This is a genomic window from Bacillus sp. 196mf, assembly GCF_003217275.1.
GTDB classification, from domain to species: Bacteria; Bacillota; Bacilli; order Bacillales; family Bacillaceae_G; genus Bacillus_A; species Bacillus_A thuringiensis_S.
Genome location: NZ_QJTG01000007.1, coordinates 61987 through 84576, shown reverse-complemented (window position 1 = coordinate 84576; position 22590 = coordinate 61987). Strand labels below are relative to the sequence as shown.

Below are 22590 nucleotides of genomic sequence, written 5' to 3'. Positions count from 1 at the left end.
TAAAAATGAATGAAGTGTTGGCAAAGGGGATAAAAGCAAAAGAGGTTGTTAGGGAACTTGTACTAAAATCTACAAATCAAAAAAACGAAGCACTTGCTGCAATTGCAAATCAATTAATAAGTGAAACAGCTTATATTTTAGAGGAAAACAAACGGGATATAGAAGAAGGTAAGGCAAAAGGGTTTTCTGATTCTCTCCTTGATCGCCTTATGCTGAATGAACAGCGTATTGTTGATATGACAGAAGGGATTAAGCAGCTAATTGAATTACGTGATCCTGTAGGAGAATGTGTAAGTGCATGGGAAAGGCCAAATGGACTATCTATTCAGGAAATGCGCGTACCACTTGGTGTTGTTGGGATGATTTATGAGGCAAGACCGAATGTAACAGTGGATGCTGCTACAATTTGTTTGAAAACAGGAAACGCAGTCATATTACGTGGTAGTTCTTCTGCTATTCATTCTAATAAAGCGATCGTTGCCGTTATTCACAGGGCGCTCAAACAAACAAGCTTACCTCAAGAAAGCGTCCAGCTTATAGAAGATACAACGCGAGATAGCGCAAAGCAGTTGTTTACAATGAAGGATTATCTAGACGTTCTTATTCCAAGAGGTGGCAAACAATTAATCGATACTGTTGTGAGAGAAGCGTCTGTTCCAGTACTTGAAACAGGTGCGGGAAATTGTCATATATTCATTGATGAAACAGCGGATAAACAAATGGCATTGGATATTATTATAAATGCAAAAACGCAGCGTCCATCTGTATGTAATGCGATTGAAACGATTGTTCTTCATGAGAAGTGGGCAGAGAAATATGGTAGCGAGTTGTTTTCTTCTTTGAAGGATAGAGGTGTGGAGCTACGTGGTGATCAAAAAGCATTTGCAATGGATTCTTCAATTGTACTTGCTTCAGAAGAAGACTGGGGGACAGAATTTTTATCTCTTACACTAGCAGTGAAAGTGGTTTCCACTGTTGAAGAAGCGATTCATCATATAAATACGTATGGATCTATGCATTCTGAAGCAATTATTACTGAAAACGAGGAAAACGTCAGCAAGTTTTTTACTTCTGTAGATGCCGCGGCACTTTATCATAATGCATCGACTCGTTTTACAGATGGATCCGAATTTGGATTCGGAGCGGAAATTGGTATCAGTACACAAAAGTTACACGTAAGAGGCCCAATGGGGCTTCCAGCATTAACTTCTACAAAATATGTGATTCGTGGAAATGGACAAATTCGAAAATAATAATAAAAGACACTCAATTGGCTTGGGTGTCTTTTATTATAAAAATTATTTACCATACAAATAGCCCAACGAGCATAGCGCTTAATAAAGAAACAGCCATCCCGCTAACAAGAAGCTTCCAAACATTTTTACCGATGATTGATGATTTTTCTCCGCCAAATAATGAATTGTAAGTTCCGTAAATCATACCTACTGTACTAAAGTTAGCAAAAGAAGCTAGAAATGTCGTTGCAACCGCAACCGTATGCGGTTGTAGCGACTTTAAGTTTGATTTTAAATCCATCATTGCAACAAATTCATTCGTCGTTATTTTGATCCCCATTAATTCAGCTACGTACATAGCATCACTGCCTGATAAACCGAGTAAAAATGCAAAAGGACTAAAGATAATGGAGAAGATTTTTTGAATTGTTAACCCCGTTACAAAAAATCCTAAAATCCCATTTAAACATGCTGTTAAAGCTACATAACCAATTACCATAGCTAAAATAACGATAACCATATTCATCCCAACTAACATACTGTTTGAAATAGTAGAAAAGAAATCCTTTTTTTCATGTTTTGAAGGTGTGTAAACAACGTCTTCTTCTTTCGAAACTTCCACAGGATTTAATACATTGGCTAAAATTAATGCGTTAATACAGTTTAATGGGATTGCGCTGAAAATATATGTTGCTGGAACCATTGATAAATAAGCACCAAGAATGGATCCGCTAACGCTACTCATACTCATAATTCCAAAAGTTAATAATCGATTTTCTTTTAAAACAGATAATTGATCACGAACAACCGCAAGTGCTTCGGTGTTTCCTAAAAACATCATTTGAATCGAAAAGAAACTTTCTAACTTTGGTAAACGAGAAATCTTTGAAATAACTGCACCTACTTTATCAATAATCCAAGTTAAGATTCCAAAATAAGAAAGAATATCAAAGAACGTGATAACAAAAATGATAGGAAGTAACGCGCTAAAGAAGAAATCAATGTGTGGACTGTCCATAGCGGAAGGAAATGCAAATCGAATTCCTTCATTCGCACATGCCAGTAGCCAACTGAAAAATGACGCAATTTTATTAATGATAATACTGCCTAGCTTTGTGCCCAACATAAACCACGTAATAAAAAGCTCCAATATGATGAGGATTACAATTGGTCTCCATTTTATATGTTTTTTATTAGGCGAACATAAGAAAACGATTAATATGACAACGAAAATCCCTAACATATTTAATATGAAATGCATGTCAACCACTCCTTGAGCTTTATTATTTGTATATAAAAAAGCTCTTATTCTTCTTAATTTAGAATGAATGTGGTTTAATTTATATTTTTGTAAATTCTAAAAGAATAGAAGGTAAAATTCGATAAAGATAGAATTTAATACATAGCAAACAAGGAGGGGATAAAAATGGAGGTCTATCACATAAAGAGTAAAAAGAGGGAAACATACAACGTTCAGGTGAAATATTCGATACTTTTCGAATGTGCACTTGGCATTGCAGCAATTACTCATAAAAGGTTAATTGATACTCTTGAAAAGACTGAAAGTGAATGGAAAGGAATTAGACAATCATTAACAGATGAGATGGAAGAACACTTACAGTTTGTAGAAGAACATAATACGTGGAAAGCATTGCTTCAGTTATTGTATGAAGAGGATTTTCAAGATTTATCGCAGTTTAATTTTAAAATTGATTTACTTTCAGAAGAAGGTTTGAAGTATATATGTTTACCGTTTTTAGGAGAGAAGTACCAAGAAAAAAGAACTTTAGCGGCAAGTGGAAACGTAACTGCAATACATGAACTAATGGAACTGACACAAGAACATCAGTTTTTCTCTACGTATATTCGTTTTATATGTGATGTTGATGTCCAAGTGCTGAAATCTCATTTAATTGCTGTTATGACAGGTTGGTATGAGAGTGTAATTAAGAAAGAGGAAGAAGAAATACTTTCTATATTAAAACGAGATTATGAAGCAAAAAATGAAATGAATAAAAAGATGAAGCCGGAAGAGTTTGTCGAATGGGCGACTGGCGGAGTGAACTATATGCCAGAGCCAAGTGTTCATCACGTACTTCTTATTCCGCAAATGACGTACAGACCGTGGAATATTGAAGCAGATATTGAAGATACGAAAGTATTTCATTATCCAGTTGCGAATGAAAGCATTCATCCTGAAGATTCGTATGAACCGAATTATTTTTTAGTTCAAAAACATAAGGCTCTTGGGGATGAAGCGAGATTGCGAATTGTAAAAATGTTGTTTGAAAAAGAACGTACTTTACAGGAAATAACGGAAAGATTGCAGCTTGGTAAATCGACAGTACACCATCATTTGAAATTGTTACGTGCAGCGAAGTTAGTTGATATACATGACGGAAAATATGTATTAAGGAAGAAAGCAGTACAGTCGTTAGCAAAAGAATTAGAAGCGTTTTTGAATAGATAATATGCAACAAGAATGTACATAAAGGGAGGAATTTAAGAGAAAAGTTGGTGAGCTATAGTGAAGAGTGTATTGAAAAATCGTTCTTTCTTTTTTATGTGGATTGGTAGTGCAATCTCAGAATTAGGAGGGGCTTTCGGAACGTTATGTAATTCAATTCTAGTATATGAATTAACAGGATCGGAAATGGCTTTAAGTAGTATGTGGCTATTATATTTCATCCCATCACTCATATTGCAATTAATAAGTGGCCCATTTATTGATAAATGGAGCCGGAAGTGGATTATGATTTGTTCACAATGGATACGAGCGTCCGTATTCTTATTACCTTTGGTGATGCTAGTTACAGGTAGTATAGAAGTTTGGCACATTTATGTTGTTCAAATTGTAGTAGGACTTATTACACCACTTTATACACCTGCAAGTCAAGCAATTACACCGAGCATTGTAGGGAAAGAACAACTTCAAGATGCAAATGCGTACATTGATGGAATGACTCGCCTTATGATGTTTCTTGCGCCAGTATTAGGCGGAGTAGTCATTCATTTGATTGGAACAGAACTTACATTATCTTTCGTATGTATTTGTCTATTTGTTAGTGGTGCTTTCTTATTTTATATAAAAGAAAATAGAACGTCGCAACCTATTCGGAAAACGTGGCTAGAACAATTTCTTCACGGTTTTACATATTTTTTCACAAAACCAATCATCGTTTGGCTCGGTATATTTCTTACTTTCGTGCAATTTGGAGTTGGGGTAACGATGGTCACAAATCTTCCTTATATAAAAGACGAGCTATCAGCGGGATATGCGGAATATGGTTATTTTATGGCCGGATTCCCACTTGGCTATGTAGTTGGATCTATACTAGTCGGAAAAGTAACATATAAAAGCCGGCGTATACTTATGCTCGGAGGATTGTTTATAGGGGGACTCACATACATTTCATTAGGATTCAATCATAGTATTATCATTGCAATAATAATTGAAGTAATAGCAGGGATTTGTATTGCATTTTTCAATGTTCATAACACGACAATATGCCAACAAACCGTCCCAAATAATATGATAGGGCAAGTATTTTCAGTGCGTTTATTTTTTATACGATCCGCTATGCCATTAGGTGTGTTAGTAGGGGGAATATTGAGTGAAATGTGGGGAGTAAGAGCGCTATATGTAATCATCGGTGCAATTATATGTGTTACATCTTTAATAGGGATGTTACTTCCATATTTCAAATTTTTAGATGAGGCGATAGAAAAGAAATCAGCATAATTCAAAAAATTAAAACTTTACAATTGAAAATAATTATCATAATCAATTATAATAGAAGAATACTAGTATTCGTATAACAAAGAGGGAGTGGGATATATGTTTATCGAAACGAAAACATTTACAGTAAAAGAAGGTACATCAAATATAGTTGTAGAACGTTTCACTGGAGAAGGTATTATTGAAAAATTTGAAGGCTTCATCGATTTAAGTGTTCTTGTGAAAAAAGTAAGACGCGGCGACGAAGAAGTTGTCGTAATGATTCGCTGGGAATCTGAAGAAGCATGGAAAAACTGGGAAACAAGTGAAGAACATTTAGCTGGACATAGAGCAGGCCGTGGTAAACCAAAACCAGATCATATTATTAATGTGGATCATGCAGTTTATTATGTAAAATCATCGAAAGCGGCTTATCAGCAGTCGTAATATATAAGTAGAGGATACATGTTGTAGAAGCAAACATGTATCCTCTTTTTTATTACTGGGGGGATGTAAATGATAGGAAATCTTTCATTCATTAAAAAAATGTTCTAGGATATAGAAAAAAATATTAGACTTATAAAGCATAGTCTTAGATGGAACGCTTGAATATCTTACCTTACATATTTAAGGGTTATGAAAATGAGTCTATATCCCTTCTGTTTAAAAGGAGATGAGTACATGAAGCTGAATCATTTAAATTTATGTGTTGATGATTTATCAGAAGCGAGACATTTCTTTGAAACATTTTTTGATTTTCAATTTTTGGAACAAAAAGGGAAAGCACTTGTAGTTATGAGTGATGAGAGTGGATTTATACTTGTGCTAAGTGATCCAAAAGCATTTAAAGGGAATAAGGAAGTTACGTATCCGGAAGCTTTTCATATTGGTTTTTTAGTGGATACTTCAAATGAAGTTGATCAAGCGTATAATCGTTTAGTAGCAGGCGGCATTGAAATAGATAAGGAACCTTATTCGATGCGAGGTAGTAGTTATGGTTTTTATTTTACAGTATTTAATGGCTTATTAATTGAAGTGTCTTGTCTTGATTATAGAGAAGGTAAGAAAGTTTCAAAGCTTAATAGTAATCACCAAGAGTAATCATTTGAAGGTGCATATTTAGCCCCTTATCCAGTTTGGAAAGGGGCTTGTTTATTTTATTACCTTATTTATCTTACTATTTGTGGATTGAGTAAAGTCTCACTTTATTTGTCTATCTGAATTTCAAATTCAAGCACAGCTTGATCTTTCCTAAACGGCATACTGAGTTCTTTAAATCGTAAGCTTATTCCAGACAAATTATCAGGAAGGACAGGAGATATAACGAATTGATGATTCATATGTCCATCGGTGCCGCCACCACCTTCTGACCAGCAATCGTATGTATCATCTATTAATAATTGGAAGAAACTATGAGGCTTATTTTCAATAAAATCTTCATCCGTGGAATCCCAATCGCTATATAAATAAACTATACTAGCATTTGCATATTGCCGAATAAAAGTTACAGTATACATGACGCCATTATGTTCATAAGTTTTAAAAACAGGTACATGTTTTTTGAAGCCAGTTGGTTCAACGCGAGGTTTAAATTCTTCTTCATCCATCATGGAAGAGAATAATGAGTTTAGATAGTCTGGATAGAATTCGTATTGCTTAGCCCATTTATAAATCGCTTCATCATGTGGAAAACCTGGGTCATCACCTGAAAGTTCTTTTCGTTCTTTTAATAGGGCGCAAATTTTTTCATCAATAGAGTATAAGCGTTCATCGTAATGATCGGTAGGACGTTCGAAAGTCATTCTTCGCATAATCATTCCTCCTTTACTTTATTTTAACAAAAAAGACAGACTAATAAATAGTCTGTCTTTTCACATTAATTCTTCACATCATCATAAAGTTCAAGTGCCTCTTTCACATTCAATCCATTTTTCACAATACCATGTATTGCTTGAATCATCGCAGCTGGGTGCTCGGATTGCCATATGTTTCGGCCCATGTCTACTCCGATAGCGCCTTCTTGCAATGCATTGTACGTAATGTTTAATGCGTCTTCAATTGAATCTAGTTTTGGGCCACCCGCGATGACGACTGGGGCAGGGCATGTGCTCGTTATTTTTTCGAATCCTTCGCAGTAATACGTTTTAATAATATCAGCACCCATTTCAACACATACGCGGGAAGCAAGTGCTAGAAAGCGAGCTTCACGTTTTTGTAATTCCTTTGCGACTGCGGTAATGCCGAGTACTGGTAGGCCGTAATCATGAGCTTCAGAAACTACATTTGCGAGATTTGTAACAGTTTGTGTTTCATAGTCTGATCCGACAAAAACAGAAACGCCAACGCCAATTGCGTTTTGCTTCACTGCTTCCTTCACAGGTGTAACAATTGTTTCATTCGCTAAATCTTTACCGACGACAGTAGCGCCACCGGATACACGCATAACCATCGGTGTGCTGCAGTTTTCAGGAATACAGGAGCTAAGTACACCGCGTGTTAAAAAGAGGGAGTCTGTATAAGGAAGTAAGTTTTTAACTGTTTCAAGTGGTTGTTCTAGCCCGTGAATTGGCCCTAAAAAGTAGCCGTGATCTATTGCTAACATAACCGCTCTACCATCAGGTAAAATTGTATTTAATCGATTTTTAAATCCCCAAGTCATTCAAAATCACTCCTTCGTTAATGTTGGATTTTCCGTTTGTACAGTATCTTTATTTGGTAAATGTGGTGACTTAATAAAAACAGCTTTAAAAGGTTTGTCAGAATGGTTAATAAGATAGTGAGATTCATGAGGACGAACTTGCAGGACATCACCTTGTTTAATTGGAACTCTTTCATTATTCACATAGAAATCTATTTCACCTTCTAATGCATAAAAGACCTCTTCGCACGTCGTATGATAATGGTTTTGAAACTCCTGGCCCGGTTGAATGACAACAAGGCCAAGATCAATATTTGGACCTTGTATTAAATATTTCGGCCCGTTATCACCGAAGCGATAGGAGAAGTCATTTTCATTCGCTTTTAACATACAGTTCACTCCTTTATGTAATGTGTTACAGTGCACCAGGCGCAATCCACATATGTGAGGTGAGCCCTTTATCAGCTAAAGCGAGCTGACTGTCATATACAGTTTTCCATGTTTCATAGAACTCTTTATATAGTTCGTGATTTTCAGTGATTGGTTCAAATGTATTTTCCCACTGTACAAATTGTTCGGCAGTCTCTTCCATAGATGAATATATGCCAGCGCCAACTCCAGCAGCAATTGCAGTTCCTAAAGCAGCTGCTTCTTTCACAACGGGTACTTTTACAGGAATGCCGAGTACGTCTGATAGAATTTGTGGCCATAGTTTCCCTTTAGCGGCACCGCCAGCAAAAACAACTTCAGAAGGGAATGTACCAGTAAGATTTTCAATTAGTTTTAAGTTTCCAAGTGTAACGAAGGCCGCATTTTCTTCAATAGCACGGAACATTTCCTTTTTTCCGCATTTGTCAGCGTCTAAACTTAAATTTAAGAATGAAGGTGCGGCATGACGCCAAGAAATGTAGTTCATAACGTTTGAAAAAGTAGGGATAATACCATATGAACCGACAGGTACGTCTTTCGCTTGTTCTTCTAATAATTCATAAGCGTCTACACCGAGTTTTTCAGCGAACTTTTTTTCTTCTTGGCAAAAAGCGTCTCGAAACCAACGCATAACGAGGCCAGGGAAAAAGGCAATCGTTTCATATTGCCAAAGGTTCGGAACGACGTGACAATTTACTCGAATTGCAGCATTTGGATCCGTTGTTGACTCTGTAATATTCACTTCCTGTTGCCAAAAGCTGCCGCCGCATATTAAAGTTTGATTTGGCTTTACGACTCCAGTCCCGAGTGCTGCCATTTGAGCATCACCGCCACCAGCGACGACAGGAATCCCTTCAAGTAAACCAGTTAGTGCTGCACACTCTTTTGTAACATTACCAATTACAGTGCCAGCTTCATTTACTTTTGGTGAAAATGGCAACGTTATACCACATTCTTTAGCGACTTCGTTATCCCAATTTCTATTTTGTAAATCAAAGATTCCGGACGTACAACCGTTGGAAGGATCGATTTGCAGTACGCCGCTTAATTTATACAAAATCCAATCATTTAACATCGAAAAGGATTGAATATTGTTGTAGATGTCTGGTTCATGTTTTTTAATCCAAAGTAGACGTGGTAAAGCACCTAATGAAAAAGTTTGCCCAGATTTTCTGTATAAATCTTCTTCAAGATGTGAGCGGATTTCTTTTAGCTCACTAACTTCAGCGGATGCACGGCCATCAACATTTGCACATGCCCATATTTCTTGCCCATTTTTATCATATAAAACAAAACCTTCTCGCATACTTGTAGCGCTAATAGCTTGAATAGAAGAGGGAAGTATATTACTTTTTTGCAGAACTTCTTTCGTACACTGTTGTACAAGTTGCCAGTTTTCTTCTACATCAAAATTCATAGAACCGGGGTAACGAGGATCAGTTTTATGAACCCATTCTTTTTGACTTACTGCAATTTGATTGCCATGTAAATCAAAAAGAACAGCTCGAATGCTTCCTGTACCAGCATCGAAAGCTAATAAAGTAGACATTAAGAATCACCTTCCTTTCTTAATAAGGAGAGCGCAGTTTCTTCATCAGTAATTAATGTATGAATAAATTTCCCTTTTAAAGCCCCATAAATGGCATCTATCTTTTGAGTACCTCCAGCCACACCAATGACATGCTTCATGCTGCGAAGAATCGTAAGTGGTGTGCCAATTAGACGATTATGATGCGAGAGCTCTAATAACTCACCATTCGTATTATAAAACTGTCCTAAAATATCGCCCGCTCCGTTTTGACTTCGAATATATGTCATTTCACGTAGCGTTAATTTTTCTTCTTTTACAATCGTAGCGTCTTGAGATAACCCGCCAATACCGACAACTGCCGTATGTGCAAGTGAAGCGACATGAAGCATATCTTTCACACTTGGTTCTGATAAAATACTTTGTGCCATTTCAGTAGAAGATGCTAGAAAAGGAGTAGGAATAATATGAAGATCACCTTGCATGTAGTGTAAATAGTTTTGTTTTCTTGGAAGATAGTGGTTTACTCCGCCTGTTAGCGTTACGAATGAAAGATTAATAGAACTTTCAAAATGAATGTTTTCTAGCATTTTACTTATTGTTTCACCCCAGCCGATGCCGAGTAAATCACCTTGTTGGAGATGAGTCTCTAAATATTGTGCAGCGGCTTTTCCGAGAGAAGTAGCATAATTGTCTATTGGAGTAGGGATAATAAAGGCATCTTTCAAGTGGAACTTTTTCATTAAGTCACGTTCAATGCTCAAGCAATGCAAACCGGTTCCTTTTACGTGAAATGTAACGATACCTTCACTGCGTGCCTTATCTAATAACCGGACGACTTTATTTCTTGAAATATGAAGAAGTGAAGCAATCTCTTGTTGTGTTAATTGATCTTTATAATAGTACCAGGCTACTTTAGTTAATAAATTTTCTTCAAAGTTCAGCTGTGACATACTCTTCATCCCTTTCAACAATTGACCAATGCTTAAACATATGTGTCACATATTTTGTTTATTCCAGTTGAAACGATTAATAGTACATTGAAAAAAGTGTTCTAGATATGAAAAAAGGAATATACAATGCTACAAAACAAGTAGAACAAATAATCATTTTCTCAAAAAATGTTCTGGGTAAAGGCAGGTGACATCATGTGGAGAATGTGCCCTTATTACAAGTGAAGAAAATGAGTAAGGCGTTTTCGAATCAACTTGTGCTAAAGGAAGTGAACTTACAAGTAGAGCATGGTGATATATACGCTTTAGTTGGTGGAAATGGCGCCGGGAAATCGACATTAATGAAAATATTAACGGGGTTATATTCGTATGATAGTGGAGAAATGTATGTGAAAGGAAAGAGACAGCAGTTTGCAAATCCAAAAGAAGCACACCAAGAAGGGATTTATTTAATACCACAAGAACCGCTCATTTTTCCTCATATGACCATTGAAGAAAATATATGTATTGGATTAGAGGGGAATAGAAAGAAACTAAAAGTAAAAGTTCAGCAATTAATTAACAGTTTAAGTTGGGATATTGATCTTAATGAACAGGGAGGATCGTTATCCATTGCGCAGCAACAGTTAGTAGAAATCATTAGAGGATTAATACGAGACGCTGAGATTCTTATTTTAGATGAGCCAACATCGACATTAACAACTCATGAAATTAAGAGTCTTTTTGTGCTGATGAAAAGCTTGCAAGAAAAAGGAATTGGGATGATTTATATTACGCATCGTTTTCCAGAAATCTTTGAAATTGCAAACAAAGTAGCAATACTACGTGATGGAATGGTTGTAAGCCAAGGTGATGTATGTGACTATACATATGACATGCTGATGGAAGGACTATTGCCAAAAGGATATAAACAGAAAGAGAAAATAGAAGTAGTTCAAGAGACAGCAAAGACGAAAAAAATATTAGAAGTGGTTGATATAAATGGTCACGCATTCGAAAATATATCATTCACTGTACATGCGGGAGAGGTTGTAGGTGTTGCTGGCATTATAGGATCTGGCAGAACGGAATTAGCAGAAGCGATATTTGGATTGAAAACTATAAAATCAGGGTCTATCTTATTAGATGGAAAATCAATTGATACGTGTTCTTTGCATAAAAGGCTAGACGAAGGACTAGTTTATGTGCCAGAGGATAGGGCGAGGAATGGAATTTTCTCAATTGCTTCTGTTAAAGAAAATATTTCAGCAGCAAGTTTACAGCAAAATAATCGCTTTTTTATAAATCAAGAAAAAGAAAGCGCTTTAGTTAATTTGTTTATAGAACAATTCCGAATTGTTGTACAGAATATGAATGAAGAACTCGCATCTTTATCGGGAGGAAATCAGCAAAAAGTCGTACTTGCGAAGTATCTCGCATGTAATCCGAAAATTATTATTCTTGATGAACCGACTCGCGGAATTGATGTGAAAGCAAGGCTTGAAGTGTATGAGACGATAGAAAAAATGAAAAAGGAAGGACTTGCAATTTTATTAATCTCTTCAGATGTTGAAGAAATTGTTCAATTAGTAAACCGTGTATATGTAATGAGAAATGGACGATTTGTTTCTCATATGGAAAAAGAACAACTGAGTGTGAATGAAGTTACACGCCTTGCAAACGGAGGTGTAGCGAAATGAAACGTATGTTAAAAATGCATGAAACGTCTATCATACTGTTACTACTAATGTATATAGCTATTGTAGGAATGATAAACCCTAGTTTTATTCAATTTAATTCATTATCTTTAATGATGAAATCTAGCGTTATTTTAGTCGTGCTAGCAATTGGCCAATCGTTCGTCTTATTTACGAAAAATATAGATGTATCAGTTGGTTCAAGCATGGGGTTAAGTGCAGCAGTTTGCGGAATGATGTTAACGAATGGGGATAGTGCATTCTTGTCGATATTTGTAGCTATTATACTTGGGGCCATTATCGGTTTCGTAAATGGTATTGGAGTTGCGAAGTTTCGGGTACCAGCCATTATTATGACATTAGGCATGTTAGGAATTGTTAGAGGTGCAATGTTAATTTTCACAGGCGGGAAGTGGATTGAAGATATTCCAAACGATTTTAAGCAGCTGTCATCTATCATCATTCTTGGTTTACCTATAACTGTATGGTTCGTTTTTATTATTTTACTACTACTATACTTCTTTTTAAGAAAAGTGCCATTGGGAAGATACTTTTATGCAGTAGGTGATAATGAAGATGGCGCGAGGCTTATTGGTATACCTGTTAATAAAGTGAAGATATATGCGTTTATGATTTCAGGCATAAGCGCTGCGCTCGCTGGTTGCATATTTGTTATGAATATCGGGTTCGTCCCAAATCAAACAGGTACAGGATTAGAATTACAAGTAATCGCAGCCGCTGTACTAGGAGGAATTCATTTAAAAGGAGGAACAGGTTCTATATTTGGAGCTGCATTAGGAGCGTTATTTTTAGAAACAATAAGCAGCTCACTCGTCTTTTTAAAAATACCAGCATTTTGGAATAATGCCATTTCAGGCTTTTTATTATTACTCATCATCATATTAGATAGTGTTATGAAAAAGTGGAAGGCAAAAAGGAGGATGAATCTATGAAGTATTTATATAGATGGGAAGGGGTTCTAATTGTATTACTTCTTATAGAATTCATCCTTTTTAGTTTTATAAATAGTGATTTCTTAAATATTAGTAATCTCCTTTTTAGTACAAATGATTTCCTATTTATCGCAATTGCGGCGATACCAATGACTTTCGTTATTGTAACAGGAGGAATTGATGTATCGGTCGGATCAATAATGGGGCTCACTTCGATCTTGATTGGTGTACTTTGGATGAACGGAATACCTATTTTGTTTGCTGTCATAATCGCCCTAATAATTAGTTGTTTAGCAGGAGCTTTAAATGGACTCATTATAAAAATGACAGATGTAGAACCACTAGTCGTTACACTCGGAACGATGTTTTTATACGGAGGAATTGCGCTTGTCATTTCAGGAGGGGCGGGTGCTTCTGGATATGAAGGGATAAGCGGTTTACCTGATACTTATGTAAAACTAGCAAATGGTAGTTTTATAGGAATACCCAATTTATTATGGTTACTTATTTCATTAACAATTGTATACACAATTTTGTTTCACCGAACGATATATGGACGCTACGTAAAATTAACAGGTGCGAATGAAAATACAGCAAAATACACCGGGATTAAGACGAAGAAAGTAGTAATCATTGCTTACATACTTTCTGGGTTAGGAGGTGGATTAGGGGGAGTTTTCTTAACTGCATATTTCGGTTCTGCACGTGCTGATATAGGAAGTGAAACAATATTACCAATCATTACAGCAGTCGTATTAGGCGGGACACTTATTACAGGTGGAAAAGGAAGTATTTTCGGTACTGTACTTGCAAGTATTTTTATAGGCCTTATGCAATATGGCCTACAAATGACAGGCTTAACAAATGAACAATCAAATGTCGTAATAGGTATTATCCTTATTCTTTCAGTTATTATGAGACATTTCAAATTACATCAATTTTTAGCGGGGAAAAGACAGAGTTGGCATAAGGGGGAAATGTCATGAAGAGAAAACTAGGGATTGTATTGATTGTATGTATTTGTTTAATAGGTTTAATCGCTTGTTCTAGTCAAACGGCAGATAAGAAAAAAGCGGATGATGTGAAATTTGCATTTATCCCGAAATTAACTGGAGTTGGCTTCTTTACATCGGGCGGTGAAGGAGCAAAGGAGATGGGAGATAAGCTAGGCGTACAAGTGAAATATGATGGGCCGTCTGAAGCGAGTGTATCAGGGCAAGTAAAGTATATAAATAATTTTATTAACCAAAATTATGATGCACTTATGGTTTCCTCTACATCAGTTGATGGTTTATCGCAATCATTGCAACGTGCTAAGAAAAAAGGAATGACTGTCTTAACGTGGGATTCTGATGTGAATCCCAAAGACCGTTCTTTTTATATAAGTCAAGGGACACCAGACCAACTTGCTAACTTATTAATTGAAATGACTTCCAAGCAAATTGGAGATAAAGGGAAAGTAGCGTTCTTTTATTCTAGTCCAACAGTAACGGATCAAAACCAATGGGTAACGAAAGCGAAAGAAATTATTAAAAAGAAATATCCGAACTGGGAAATTGTAACGACGCAGTACGGTGAAAATAATGCACAAAAATCTTTATCCGTAGGGGAGAACATATTAAAAACGTATCCAGATATTAACGCAGTTATTTGTCCAGATGCAACAGCACTCCCAGCCATGGCGCAAGCAGCTGAAAACTTAAAAATGGATAAAAAAGTAGTGGTAACTGGATTTTCTACACCGAACGTTATGCGTGATTATGTAAAACGAGGAACAGTACAACAATTCGGATTATGGGATGTCAAACAGCAAGGTGCGTTGGCAACTTATGTAGCAAATGAGATTGTTGTAAAAGGAAAGAAGTTAAAAGTAGGGGATAGCTTTGAAGTAAAAGGAATCGGAAAAGTGAAAGTAGAGCCAAACTCCATTCAAGGATATGATTATGAGGCAGAAGGAAACGGAATTATCGTATTGCCAGAACGAGTTGTATTTACGAAAGATAATATTGATAAGTATAATTTTTAGTAGACAAAAAAAACGTCCGAATATATCGGACGTTTTTTTTATTTCTTCATTAATTATGAACAGTTTCTTTTTCGTTTAATCCAAGTGTACGACCAGTCGAAGTGTGAAGATCTTGGAACAATCTTGGATTTTCAGTTAGTGAAATGCCATATGAAGGAATCATTTCTTTTATTTTTTCTTCCCATTCTACCATGCGGCTTGGGAAACATTTTTCTAATACTTCAAGCATGACGTGAACAGCAGTAGAAGCACCTGGTGATGCACCTAGTAATGCGGCGATTGAGCCGTCAGCTGCACTTACTACTTCTGTACCAAATTGAAGTGTTCCTTTACCGCCAGCATCAGTATCTTTAATTACTTGTACACGTTGTCCAGCAACTACAATATCCCAATCTTCACTTTTCGCGTTCGGAATGAATTCGCGTAATTCTTCCATACGTTTTTCGTGCGATAACATAACTTGCTGAATTAAGTATTTTGTAAGTCCCATTTCTTTTACACCAGCAGCTAACATCGTTAAGACGTTATTCGGTTTTACAGAACCGATTAAGTCAAGATTTGAACCAGTTTTTAAGAATTTAGGTGAAAAGCCTGCGAATGGTCCAAACAGTAAAGCTTTTTTATTGTCTATATATCTCGTATCTAGATGAGGTACAGACATTGGCGGAGCGCCAACTTTAGCTTTACCGTACACTTTCGCATGATGCTGCTCTACAACTTTTTGGTTTTTACATACCATAAATAGTCCACTTACCGGGAATCCACCGATATGCTTTGATTCAGGGATACCAGTCTTTTGAAGTAGAGGTAGACTACCGCCACCGCCGCCAATAAAGACGAATTTAGCAGTATGATGCTCAATTTTACCACTATTCATATCGTGTACTTTCACGTCCCACAAACCATTTTTCGTGCGCTTAATATTTTCAACACTATGCTTGTAGTTTAGCTCGACATTTTTTGTTTTTAAGTAATCAAACAACATACGTGTTAATGCACCGAAGTTAACATCTGTTCCAGAGTCAATCTTCGTTGCCGCCATCGATTCATTAGATGTGCGGCCTTCCATAATGAGTGGAAGCCATTTTTTTAATGTTTCAGGAGCATCGGAAAATTCCATACCTTGAAACAGTGGATTTTTTGAAAGCGCTTCAAAACGGTTTTTTAGAAACTCAACATTTTTTTCCCCTTGTACTAAACTCATATGAGGTAGTGGCATAATAAAATCTTGTGGATTACGAATTAATTTGCTCTTTACAAGATATGCCCAAAATTGTCTTGAAAGCTGGAATTGCTCATTCACTTTTACAGCCTTACTAATATCTATAGATCCGTCAGGTTTTTCGGAAGTATAGTTCAGTTCGCATAGCGCAGAATGCCCTGTACCTGCATTATTCCATTCGTTAGAGCTTTCTTCCCCGGCACTTGCGAGTTTTTCAAAAACTTTAATTTCCCATTCTGGTGCTAATTCTTTTAGTAATGAGCCTAACGTTGCACTCATAATTCCTGCACCAATTAAGATAACGTCTGTTTTTTGCTGCATGTTGCTCATGATAATCTCTCCATCCCCTATATTGGCAAAAAAGTGTAGGTGTTTTCTATGTCTAAGCCGTAAAAGAGAAACACCGCCTAGGCCCCACCTAGGTGTATACCTTTTTTGTCTCAATTATATAACCATCTCATACTCTATTATAATAATTAATAGACTAAAATATCTAGTGTTATCTGATAATTTTAAACTATTTAACGTTTTATTCGCTAAAAATCTTATTTAACAAGCTCTTTTAAGGTGATAAATAGAAAAAAATTACAGTTTGAAATTATCTCGAAAAAGCTTACGTATCCTCAAGTGACTAAATCGAGTACCTTTTTATGGGATTATTCTTTCTGTAATGGTAAGATTATTCTGAAAAATAAAAAGGAGGGACTCTAATGTGTACAAAAGAACAAATTTCAAACTTATTTCGAAACTTTTCAATAAAGGAATGTAAAGGGTCAAGTGATTTATATGAATATTTATCAATGAAAATTGCTGAAGATGAGGAAGTACTTACACTATCGTCCTGTGCTCAGGTAGGTCAACCAGTCCCAAACTTACTATTAGGTGCAGTACATTATTTATTGTTAGCAGGGAAAGAACATCATTTAAAAACGTATTATAGTAGTTTAGTTGAAAATGCCGATACAAATTTAAATAAAGCTTTTGATCATTTTAAAGATTTCTGTAAAGAGTACCGAGAAGAAATCATTACATTGTTACAAACGAAACTCGTTCAAACGAATGAAGTAAGACGGTGTGCATACTTATACCCAAGTTTCTGCTACATATTTAACAAAGTGAAGAAGCCGTTAGCGTTAATTGAAATTGGGACAAGTTCTGGGTTGCAACTGTTCTGGGACCAATATAGTTATTCGTACGGGACGGATGAAATGTACGGAAATATAAATTCAAATGTGCATGTAACTTCTGAAATAAGAGGGGAGAATGTACCGCATTTTCTAAAAGAAGGCCCATCTGTCGTAGAAAGAATCGGACTGGACTTACATGTGAATGATTTACATAATGAGGAAGATTATTTATGGTTACGTGCTTTAATTTGGCCAGAACATAAAGAAAGGCTTGAGATGTTTGATCAAGCTGCATCTTTAGTAAAAAATGAATCTGTCCAATTCATAGAAGGAGACGGTGTAGAGCTATTATCATCTATTATTGAACAAATAAGTGAAGAAGCTGTTATTTGTATTTTCCATACACACGTCGCAAATCAAATACCAGAACAAGTAAAACATAAGTTAGAAAAACAAATACAAGAAATTGGCGCAAAACGTGATGTATTCCACCTTTATAACAACATGTGGGATCGTGACCTTCATATTGATTATTATATTAACGGAAACGAATATCGTGAAACGGTTGGAGAAACAGAAGGGCATGGGAAATGGTTTAGCTGGAAGATTGGAAATGAGACGCCTATTTAGATTAATAGGGGCGCCCTCACTTGTAAAAGGTGGGGCCATAGGCTCAATCATGGACTAAATGGTTAAGGAAATAAATTTATTAGTAACATACAAAAAATGCTTCGGAGAAATCCTAAGCATTTTTTGAATTACATTTAAACCCCATAATGGATCATGTACTTCTGTTCTGCTGCGGCTTGTACAATTTTTGAAGCTAACTCATTCAGCTCATCATATTTTCTGAAGAACTTTGAAGATGTAACTGTTTCATAGAAAATTGCTAATGATTCAGGCGGGATAATTGTAATACCGTAATGAGCTAAACCGTGTTCTTGATTTTTGACTGTATGAAAGTAGGTTTTCATAATTGATAAATTTCGATTTAAGCTACTGATAATATCATCATCAACAGAAATACAATGATATTTCTCTGGTGTATAATCTTCGTAATTTTTTTGAGAAGTAAAATCGTCAATTATTCCAAAATCATGGACACATGCCATCATTATCATCCTTTCAGCTTTAATAAAGTGAGTTCTATTAAAGTAAAATGGTCATTCGTTTAAGTGTAATAGAAATAGTTATGTAGTTCATAAAATATCTTCGGTTCTTCTTCGTGAAGACAGTTTATTTATCGATAAACTCATCGGGAGCCCAAGTGGCGATTTCATTCCCAGGTGCAGCGACTACAAGCCATTGCTCACATAGAACACCAGATTGCCAACATTCATAATAATCATGAAAACCATTTACAAAAATAATTTGTCCACTCTCTAATGTAATAATTAAATGAGGGCTTTCTAAGCCGAGTCGTATATCGGTAACTTTTTGTCTTCTTATCTTAAATATTCTTTCATATTCTTCTTCCTCAGAATAAACTTCAAATTCATCTTCATTTAATGGGTATCTTTTTTGAGGTTTATTAAATAAACACCATTTGGATTCGATATTGATATATAATTGTCCGTCATAATCAACTGAGTCGTGAAAGTTTGTGAAATGAATCTTTATAGCGGCTGGAGAAATACCAAATTGTAATCCATCAACTTGTGATCCGATGAATAGATTTTCCAACACTTTTTCAGCGTAAATTTTATCCTCTTGATTCATTCTTGAAATCCTTCTTTTCTTAAAAATATACCTTATATTTTTATTGTAATAAATAAATTTTCATGTAAAATGAACCTTTTGTGAAAAACGAGCGAATATAGTGTGAAAGATTACGAGAGGGGAACGAAACTTTGGATGAAGTACAATTAAAAGAATGGCTATATAAAAGAAAGTATGTTGCCCAAAAAAGAGTTTGAGAAAGTGTTACTTTGGATTGTTGAATAGATATTTAGCAAAAAAAAGTAACTAATAATTATATTATGTAAACTTAGTTTATAAAACACCCATTTAAAAAATGGATGTTTTATATTTTGATATACTAGGTGGAATATATAGTTTAAAAAAGCGGAATACTTTGCGGAAAGTTAAAGACATTTTTCGGATCATATTTTGCTTTTACTTCCATTAATCGGTCAAAGTTGCAACTGAAGTATGCATCTGGCCAATTTTTAATGGATAGGTCAGGAGTATTAACATAGACACCTTTTGTAAATGGAAGCATTGCCAAACGGAAGTCTTCAACCCATCGAATACTTCCGCCAGCACCTTCTGGTTGCTCCCAAGTAGCGAATATTGACATGTTTGATAGTGCTTTTCGGTAAAAGTAAGCAGTCGCCTCATTTGGCACCTCAGCAACAGCACCGCCTAATCCGTGGAAAAATACGGAGGTGGTGGAAAAGGGAGGTGCATTATTAATAAAGTGATCGATAATGGATAGTCCTTCTTCTGGTAATAGTTCATATACATATGGACCAACACTTTTAAATGGTAAAGGTGTTGCAGGTTGCTTCTCAGCTATTTTCGCTGCTGCTTCTGCCCATGGTATTTCTTCGATAGTTACTTGCAGTGGTGAACCGGCTTCTAGTAATGGCTGTAGTAGCGACTGCAATTCTTGTACAGAACCGAGAAATACACCTTGCATTAATAATGATGGTTCTAATCCTGCAGACATAAAAAGAGTAGTTGTAAGTCGTTTATTAGCGCAAGGTAGCGTATATTCTTGCCAAGAGGTTAATACAGGTTTTAAATCTGATATCCCCCAGCTTATTTCTGCAAATCCTACCGTATTAATTTTATGTGTTCGAAACTTAAACGAAGTACATATTCCAAAGTTACCACCACCAGCACCGCGCGAAGCCCAATAGAGATCGGAGTTACACTTGGCGTTAGCGCGTATTATACAACCATTCGCGTCTACCATTTCTAATTCAAGTAAATGATCGAGAGTTAATCCAAACGGACGAGAGAGAATACTATGTCCGCCACCTAAAGTAACACCTGCAATCCCGGGAGTAGGACAAACACCACTCGGCACAACTAATCCTTCAGCTGCAAGTGTTTCAATTAAAGAAATATTTCTCCATCCAGTCCCGATAGTTACAGTTCCATTATTGTGATCTATTTCTAATTGCTTCATTTCACTTACATCAATTACAAGACCAGCATTACTGACGGATAATGCCTCATAATTATGACGTCCAGAGCGCATGCGTATAGGAACGTTATGTAGCCTTGACCAGCGAACAGCGTTTACTACATCCTGCGTATTTTGAGCAAAAATAATGATTAACGGAAATTTGTTGAAGAATGTATTGAATTCTTCACGCGCTGAATTATAATCAGGATCATTAGGTGTAACGATACGACCAGTAAGTTCAATTTTTTGATTATTCATTTCAGTCATCTCTCCTTGACGTGAAATATTTATAATGTGGAAATACAGAACATAAAGAAGAACTGACAATACTTTATAAGTAAATGAATAAAGGAAAAGGATTATTCCAATAAAGAAAAAGGCAGTGCTACTTAAGTAGCACTGCCTTTTTGTAATTATATGTATGTGCTCAAAATTTCCCCAGGTAATCCATCAATCTCACAAACTTTCTCCGATGTAAAACCTACGCTTAGTAAAATTTTGCGAGAAGGGATATTATTTGGATCGATCATTGCTTTTAGTAGGTTTACATCTGTTTGCTTCACTATTAAAGCTAGATGTTAATTTTTGATTATGTACGTACATACAATGTGTAATTAAGTGAATGATTAACATAGTAATTACAGAAAAGGGTGAATGAAGCATATGAATCAATTTGAGCAAATGATGTACGTTGGTATCATCATGTCTATTGTACTATCCGTAATGATTTTAGGGTCCTTATATTATAATCCTCGACTTTCATTAACTGATTATCCAAAAGATATTCAAAAAGTAGTTTTTCCAAAATCGATTCATGAAAAAAAGCAAACCATTTACTTTAATATTGTATACAATGCTATTCTTTTCGGTTGTCCTTTCGTTTCTACATATATATTACATAAGCATGAAAAATTATTGTATATTGATGCTTATTTACACACTTTTGGTATTTTAATGATTTTCAATTTAGTAGATTTACTTATAATTGATTGGCTAATTTTTTGCTGGATTACTCCAAGGTTTGTTGTGATTCCTAGTACGGCAGGTATGAAAGGATATAAAGATTATAAGTTTCATTTAAGAGGGGCTATAGTCGCTACTCAAATTTTAGCAATCGTAAGTTTATTTTTGGCGGGAATTGCAACAACTATTTAGTGTGAAGAAGGGCATGAAGCTTTTATAAAAGATAAGGAGATTTATAATATATAGAATTAGAAATAAGAATTTGTTAGTATTGAAGTGAGGAGTTTTAATAACAGTATATTAAGCCGTATTAATATACTGTTGCAAATGTTTTGATATTATGTAAAATTATACAATTTTACAGAGACATTTGATAAAATTCAAAAAAATATAATGGAGGCTAATATGAAAAAAGTAATTGGCGCAGCAACAGCAACTATTTTTGGATTGGGGGCGTTTACCACAACTGCTACCGCAGAAACAATCGTAACAGCAGATGTACTTAACGTACGTGAAAAACCGACTACAGAATCAAAAGTGGTCGAAAAAGTAAAGAATGGGCAAGAGTTAAAAGTCATCAATACCGAAGATGGCTGGTCAAAAATTGAATTGAACGGTAAAGAAGTGTTTGTAAGTTCGGAGTTTACAAAAGATGTGTATCATGTAACGGCGAATTTGTTAAATGTACGTACCGAAGCAAACACAGATTCAGAAATTCTTGGCAGACTAAAAAAAGATGATGTAATTGAATCAACGCATCAAGTAAAAGACGGATGGTTGGAATTTGAGTATAAAGGAAAAATTGCTTATGCAAACGTTTCTTTCCTATCAAGTACAGCACCAACTGAAAAGAAAACTGAAGAGAAAACGAAGCAAGTAGCGAAAGTACAAAAATCAGTTAAAGAAAAGAAAGAAGTAAAGACGCAGAAAGTAGCAAAAGCGAAAGAAACAACGAAAGCACAAGAAATAGTAAAGCCTAAAGAAGA

The 22590-nt window shown here is 35.6% G+C and carries 22 protein-coding genes and 1 pseudogene; 12 read left to right on the top strand and 11 right to left on the bottom strand.

The annotated features are described in order from the left end of the window. Positions 1 to 5: 5 nt before the first annotated feature. On the top strand, positions 6 to 1253 hold the full coding sequence (proA, locus tag ATL10_RS12800; protein ID WP_001006625.1) for a gamma-glutamyl phosphate reductase: 1248 nt from the start codon (positions 6 to 8) through the stop codon (positions 1251 to 1253). Between the two features lie 49 nt (positions 1254 to 1302). Here the strand turns inward: proA and ATL10_RS12795 are convergent, their stop codons facing one another. Continuing rightward, the gene (locus ATL10_RS12795) at positions 1303 to 2496 is read right to left on the bottom strand and encodes a NupC/NupG family nucleoside CNT transporter (protein WP_000545481.1); all 1194 of its coding nucleotides are present in this window, start codon (positions 2494 to 2496) and stop codon (positions 1303 to 1305) included. Positions 2497 to 2661: 165 nt separating this feature from the next. Here ATL10_RS12795 and ATL10_RS12790 point away from each other — a divergent pair, with 165 nt between their 5' ends. The 4 genes from ATL10_RS12790 to ATL10_RS12775 all read left to right on the top strand — a co-directional run bounded on the left by ATL10_RS12790 (position 2662) and on the right by ATL10_RS12775 (position 6054). Further along, positions 2662 to 3705 (top strand): ArsR/SmtB family transcription factor, encoded by a 1044-nt coding sequence (locus ATL10_RS12790; RefSeq protein WP_000454535.1) that lies wholly within the window; start codon positions 2662 to 2664, stop codon positions 3703 to 3705. A gap of 57 nt (positions 3706 to 3762) precedes the next feature. Further along, positions 3763 to 4977 carry an MFS transporter gene (locus ATL10_RS12785; protein ID WP_000843810.1) on the top strand — a complete coding sequence of 405 codons (1215 nt, stop codon included), beginning with the start codon at positions 3763 to 3765 and terminating at the stop codon, positions 4975 to 4977. A gap of 96 nt (positions 4978 to 5073) precedes the next feature. Further along, a complete protein-coding gene (hmoA, locus tag ATL10_RS12780; RefSeq protein WP_000469496.1) occupies positions 5074 to 5400 on the top strand; it encodes a heme-degrading monooxygenase HmoA in 327 nt (108 codons plus the stop codon). A gap of 234 nt (positions 5401 to 5634) precedes the next feature. Beyond that, positions 5635 to 6054: a VOC family protein gene (locus ATL10_RS12775; RefSeq protein ID WP_000773084.1), complete on the top strand. Its 420-nt coding sequence runs from the start codon at positions 5635 to 5637 to the stop codon at positions 6052 to 6054. A gap of 104 nt (positions 6055 to 6158) precedes the next feature. On the opposite strand, the gene ATL10_RS12770 is transcribed toward ATL10_RS12775, so the two are convergent. The 5 genes from ATL10_RS12770 to ATL10_RS12750 all read right to left on the bottom strand — a co-directional run bounded on the left by ATL10_RS12770 (position 6159) and on the right by ATL10_RS12750 (position 10519). Then, complete coding sequence (locus tag ATL10_RS12770; protein ID WP_141534627.1) at positions 6159 to 6764, bottom strand: hypothetical protein; 606 nt, start codon at positions 6762 to 6764, stop codon at positions 6159 to 6161. Between the two features lie 65 nt (positions 6765 to 6829). Next, positions 6830 to 7612: a 3-hydroxy-5-phosphonooxypentane-2,4-dione thiolase gene (gene lsrF / locus ATL10_RS12765; protein WP_000219782.1), complete on the bottom strand. Its 783-nt coding sequence runs from the start codon at positions 7610 to 7612 to the stop codon at positions 6830 to 6832. Between the two features lie 6 nt (positions 7613 to 7618). Then, positions 7619 to 7981, bottom strand: a complete 363-nt coding sequence (locus tag ATL10_RS12760; protein ID WP_000909986.1) for a cupin domain-containing protein — start codon at positions 7979 to 7981, stop codon at positions 7619 to 7621. 25 nt (positions 7982 to 8006) lie between these two features. Beyond that, a complete protein-coding gene (gene lsrK, locus ATL10_RS12755) occupies positions 8007 to 9569 on the bottom strand; it encodes an autoinducer-2 kinase (protein ID WP_097846446.1) in 1563 nt (520 codons plus the stop codon). Continuing rightward, positions 9569 to 10519 (bottom strand): sugar-binding transcriptional regulator, encoded by a 951-nt coding sequence (locus ATL10_RS12750; RefSeq protein WP_139213291.1) that lies wholly within the window; start codon positions 10517 to 10519, stop codon positions 9569 to 9571. The genes lsrK and ATL10_RS12750 overlap by 1 nt, the downstream gene beginning before the upstream one ends. 179 nt (positions 10520 to 10698) lie before the next feature. Between ATL10_RS12750 and ATL10_RS12745 the strand changes: the two genes are divergently transcribed. From ATL10_RS12745 to lsrB, 4 genes are read left to right on the top strand one after another with little or no spacing between them, the layout of a single operon-like run. Then, complete coding sequence (locus tag ATL10_RS12745; RefSeq protein ID WP_110496969.1) at positions 10699 to 12180, top strand: sugar ABC transporter ATP-binding protein; 1482 nt, start codon at positions 10699 to 10701, stop codon at positions 12178 to 12180. Then, a complete protein-coding gene (locus tag ATL10_RS12740; RefSeq protein ID WP_088115448.1) occupies positions 12177 to 13130 on the top strand; it encodes an ABC transporter permease subunit in 954 nt (317 codons plus the stop codon). The genes ATL10_RS12745 and ATL10_RS12740 overlap by 4 nt, the downstream gene beginning before the upstream one ends. After that, positions 13127 to 14116: an ABC transporter permease gene (locus ATL10_RS12735; RefSeq protein ID WP_139213292.1), complete on the top strand. Its 990-nt coding sequence runs from the start codon at positions 13127 to 13129 to the stop codon at positions 14114 to 14116. Before ATL10_RS12740 ends, ATL10_RS12735 begins: the two co-directional genes overlap by 4 nt. Next, positions 14113 to 15156 carry an autoinducer 2 ABC transporter substrate-binding protein LsrB gene (gene lsrB, locus ATL10_RS12730; RefSeq protein ID WP_000823652.1) on the top strand — a complete coding sequence of 348 codons (1044 nt, stop codon included), beginning with the start codon at positions 14113 to 14115 and terminating at the stop codon, positions 15154 to 15156. The genes ATL10_RS12735 and lsrB overlap by 4 nt, the downstream gene beginning before the upstream one ends. Before the next feature lie 49 nt (positions 15157 to 15205). Here the strand turns inward: lsrB and ATL10_RS12725 are convergent, their stop codons facing one another. Next, positions 15206 to 16708 carry a malate:quinone oxidoreductase gene (locus ATL10_RS12725; RefSeq protein WP_023522282.1) on the bottom strand — a complete coding sequence of 501 codons (1503 nt, stop codon included), beginning with the start codon at positions 16706 to 16708 and terminating at the stop codon, positions 15206 to 15208. 380 nt (positions 16709 to 17088) lie between these two features. On the opposite strand from ATL10_RS12725, the gene ATL10_RS12720 reads away from it, so the two are divergent. Then, entirely contained in the window at positions 17089 to 18135 is a 1047-nt protein-coding gene (locus ATL10_RS12720; protein ID WP_090977735.1) for a DUF2332 domain-containing protein, read from the top strand. 134 nt (positions 18136 to 18269) lie between these two features. On the opposite strand, the gene ATL10_RS12715 is transcribed toward ATL10_RS12720, so the two are convergent. The 4 genes and pseudogenes from ATL10_RS12715 to ATL10_RS12700 form a co-directional block, all read right to left on the bottom strand. Beyond that, complete coding sequence (locus tag ATL10_RS12715; RefSeq protein WP_003270899.1) at positions 18270 to 18620, bottom strand: hypothetical protein; 351 nt, start codon at positions 18618 to 18620, stop codon at positions 18270 to 18272. 121 nt (positions 18621 to 18741) lie between these two features. Beyond that, positions 18742 to 19224 carry a hypothetical protein gene (locus ATL10_RS12710; RefSeq protein ID WP_016512655.1) on the bottom strand — a complete coding sequence of 161 codons (483 nt, stop codon included), beginning with the start codon at positions 19222 to 19224 and terminating at the stop codon, positions 18742 to 18744. Between the two features lie 337 nt (positions 19225 to 19561). After that, a complete protein-coding gene (locus ATL10_RS12705) occupies positions 19562 to 20899 on the bottom strand; it encodes an FAD-binding oxidoreductase (protein ID WP_016512656.1) in 1338 nt (445 codons plus the stop codon). A 155-nt stretch (positions 20900 to 21054) separates the two neighbouring features. Then, positions 21055 to 21207, bottom strand: a pseudogene (locus ATL10_RS12700) (GNAT family N-acetyltransferase); the annotation flags it as partial. Between the two features lie 97 nt (positions 21208 to 21304). Here ATL10_RS12700 and ATL10_RS12695 point away from each other — a divergent pair. Together ATL10_RS12695 and ATL10_RS12690 are read left to right on the top strand one after the other, a co-directional pair. Further along, on the top strand, positions 21305 to 21796 hold the full coding sequence (locus ATL10_RS12695) for a hypothetical protein (protein ID WP_016512657.1): 492 nt from the start codon (positions 21305 to 21307) through the stop codon (positions 21794 to 21796). Positions 21797 to 22009: 213 nt separating this feature from the next. Then, positions 22010 to 22590, top strand: a 581-nt coding sequence (locus tag ATL10_RS12690; protein ID WP_258375773.1) for an SH3 domain-containing protein, incomplete at its 3' end; no start/stop codon positions are given.

Excerpts from the sequence above, each read along its gene's own strand:
- ATL10_RS12715 (WP_003270899.1), bottom strand. The coding sequence starts at position 18,620 with ATGATGGCATGTGTCCATGATTTTGGAATAATTGACGATTTTACTTCT.
- ATL10_RS12775 (WP_000773084.1), top strand. The coding sequence starts at position 5,635 with ATGAAGCTGAATCATTTAAATTTATGTGTTGATGATTTATCAGAAGCG.
- ATL10_RS12760 (WP_000909986.1), bottom strand. The coding sequence starts at position 7,981 with ATGTTAAAAGCGAATGAAAATGACTTCTCCTATCGCTTCGGTGATAAC.
- ATL10_RS12790 (WP_000454535.1), top strand. The coding sequence starts at position 2,662 with ATGGAGGTCTATCACATAAAGAGTAAAAAGAGGGAAACATACAACGTT.
- ATL10_RS12710 (WP_016512655.1), bottom strand. The coding sequence starts at position 19,224 with ATGAATCAAGAGGATAAAATTTACGCTGAAAAAGTGTTGGAAAATCTA.
- ATL10_RS12735 (WP_139213292.1), top strand. The coding sequence starts at position 13,127 with ATGAAGTATTTATATAGATGGGAAGGGGTTCTAATTGTATTACTTCTT.
- ATL10_RS12740 (WP_088115448.1), top strand. The coding sequence starts at position 12,177 with ATGAAACGTATGTTAAAAATGCATGAAACGTCTATCATACTGTTACTA.
- ATL10_RS12725 (WP_023522282.1), bottom strand. The coding sequence starts at position 16,708 with ATGAGCAACATGCAGCAAAAAACAGACGTTATCTTAATTGGTGCAGGA.
- ATL10_RS12720 (WP_090977735.1), top strand. The coding sequence starts at position 17,089 with ATGTGTACAAAAGAACAAATTTCAAACTTATTTCGAAACTTTTCAATA.
- hmoA (WP_000469496.1), top strand. The coding sequence starts at position 5,074 with ATGTTTATCGAAACGAAAACATTTACAGTAAAAGAAGGTACATCAAAT.
- lsrF (WP_000219782.1), bottom strand. The coding sequence starts at position 7,612 with ATGACTTGGGGATTTAAAAATCGATTAAATACAATTTTACCTGATGGT.
- ATL10_RS12770 (WP_141534627.1), bottom strand. The coding sequence starts at position 6,764 with ATGCGAAGAATGACTTTCGAACGTCCTACCGATCATTACGATGAACGC.
- lsrB (WP_000823652.1), top strand. The coding sequence starts at position 14,113 with ATGAAGAGAAAACTAGGGATTGTATTGATTGTATGTATTTGTTTAATA.
- ATL10_RS12705 (WP_016512656.1), bottom strand. The coding sequence starts at position 20,899 with ATGAATAATCAAAAAATTGAACTTACTGGTCGTATCGTTACACCTAAT.
- ATL10_RS12795 (WP_000545481.1), bottom strand. The coding sequence starts at position 2,496 with ATGCATTTCATATTAAATATGTTAGGGATTTTCGTTGTCATATTAATC.
- proA (WP_001006625.1), top strand. The coding sequence starts at position 6 with ATGAATGAAGTGTTGGCAAAGGGGATAAAAGCAAAAGAGGTTGTTAGG.
- ATL10_RS12695 (WP_016512657.1), top strand. The coding sequence starts at position 21,305 with ATGAATCAATTTGAGCAAATGATGTACGTTGGTATCATCATGTCTATT.
- lsrK (WP_097846446.1), bottom strand. The coding sequence starts at position 9,569 with ATGTCTACTTTATTAGCTTTCGATGCTGGTACAGGAAGCATTCGAGCT.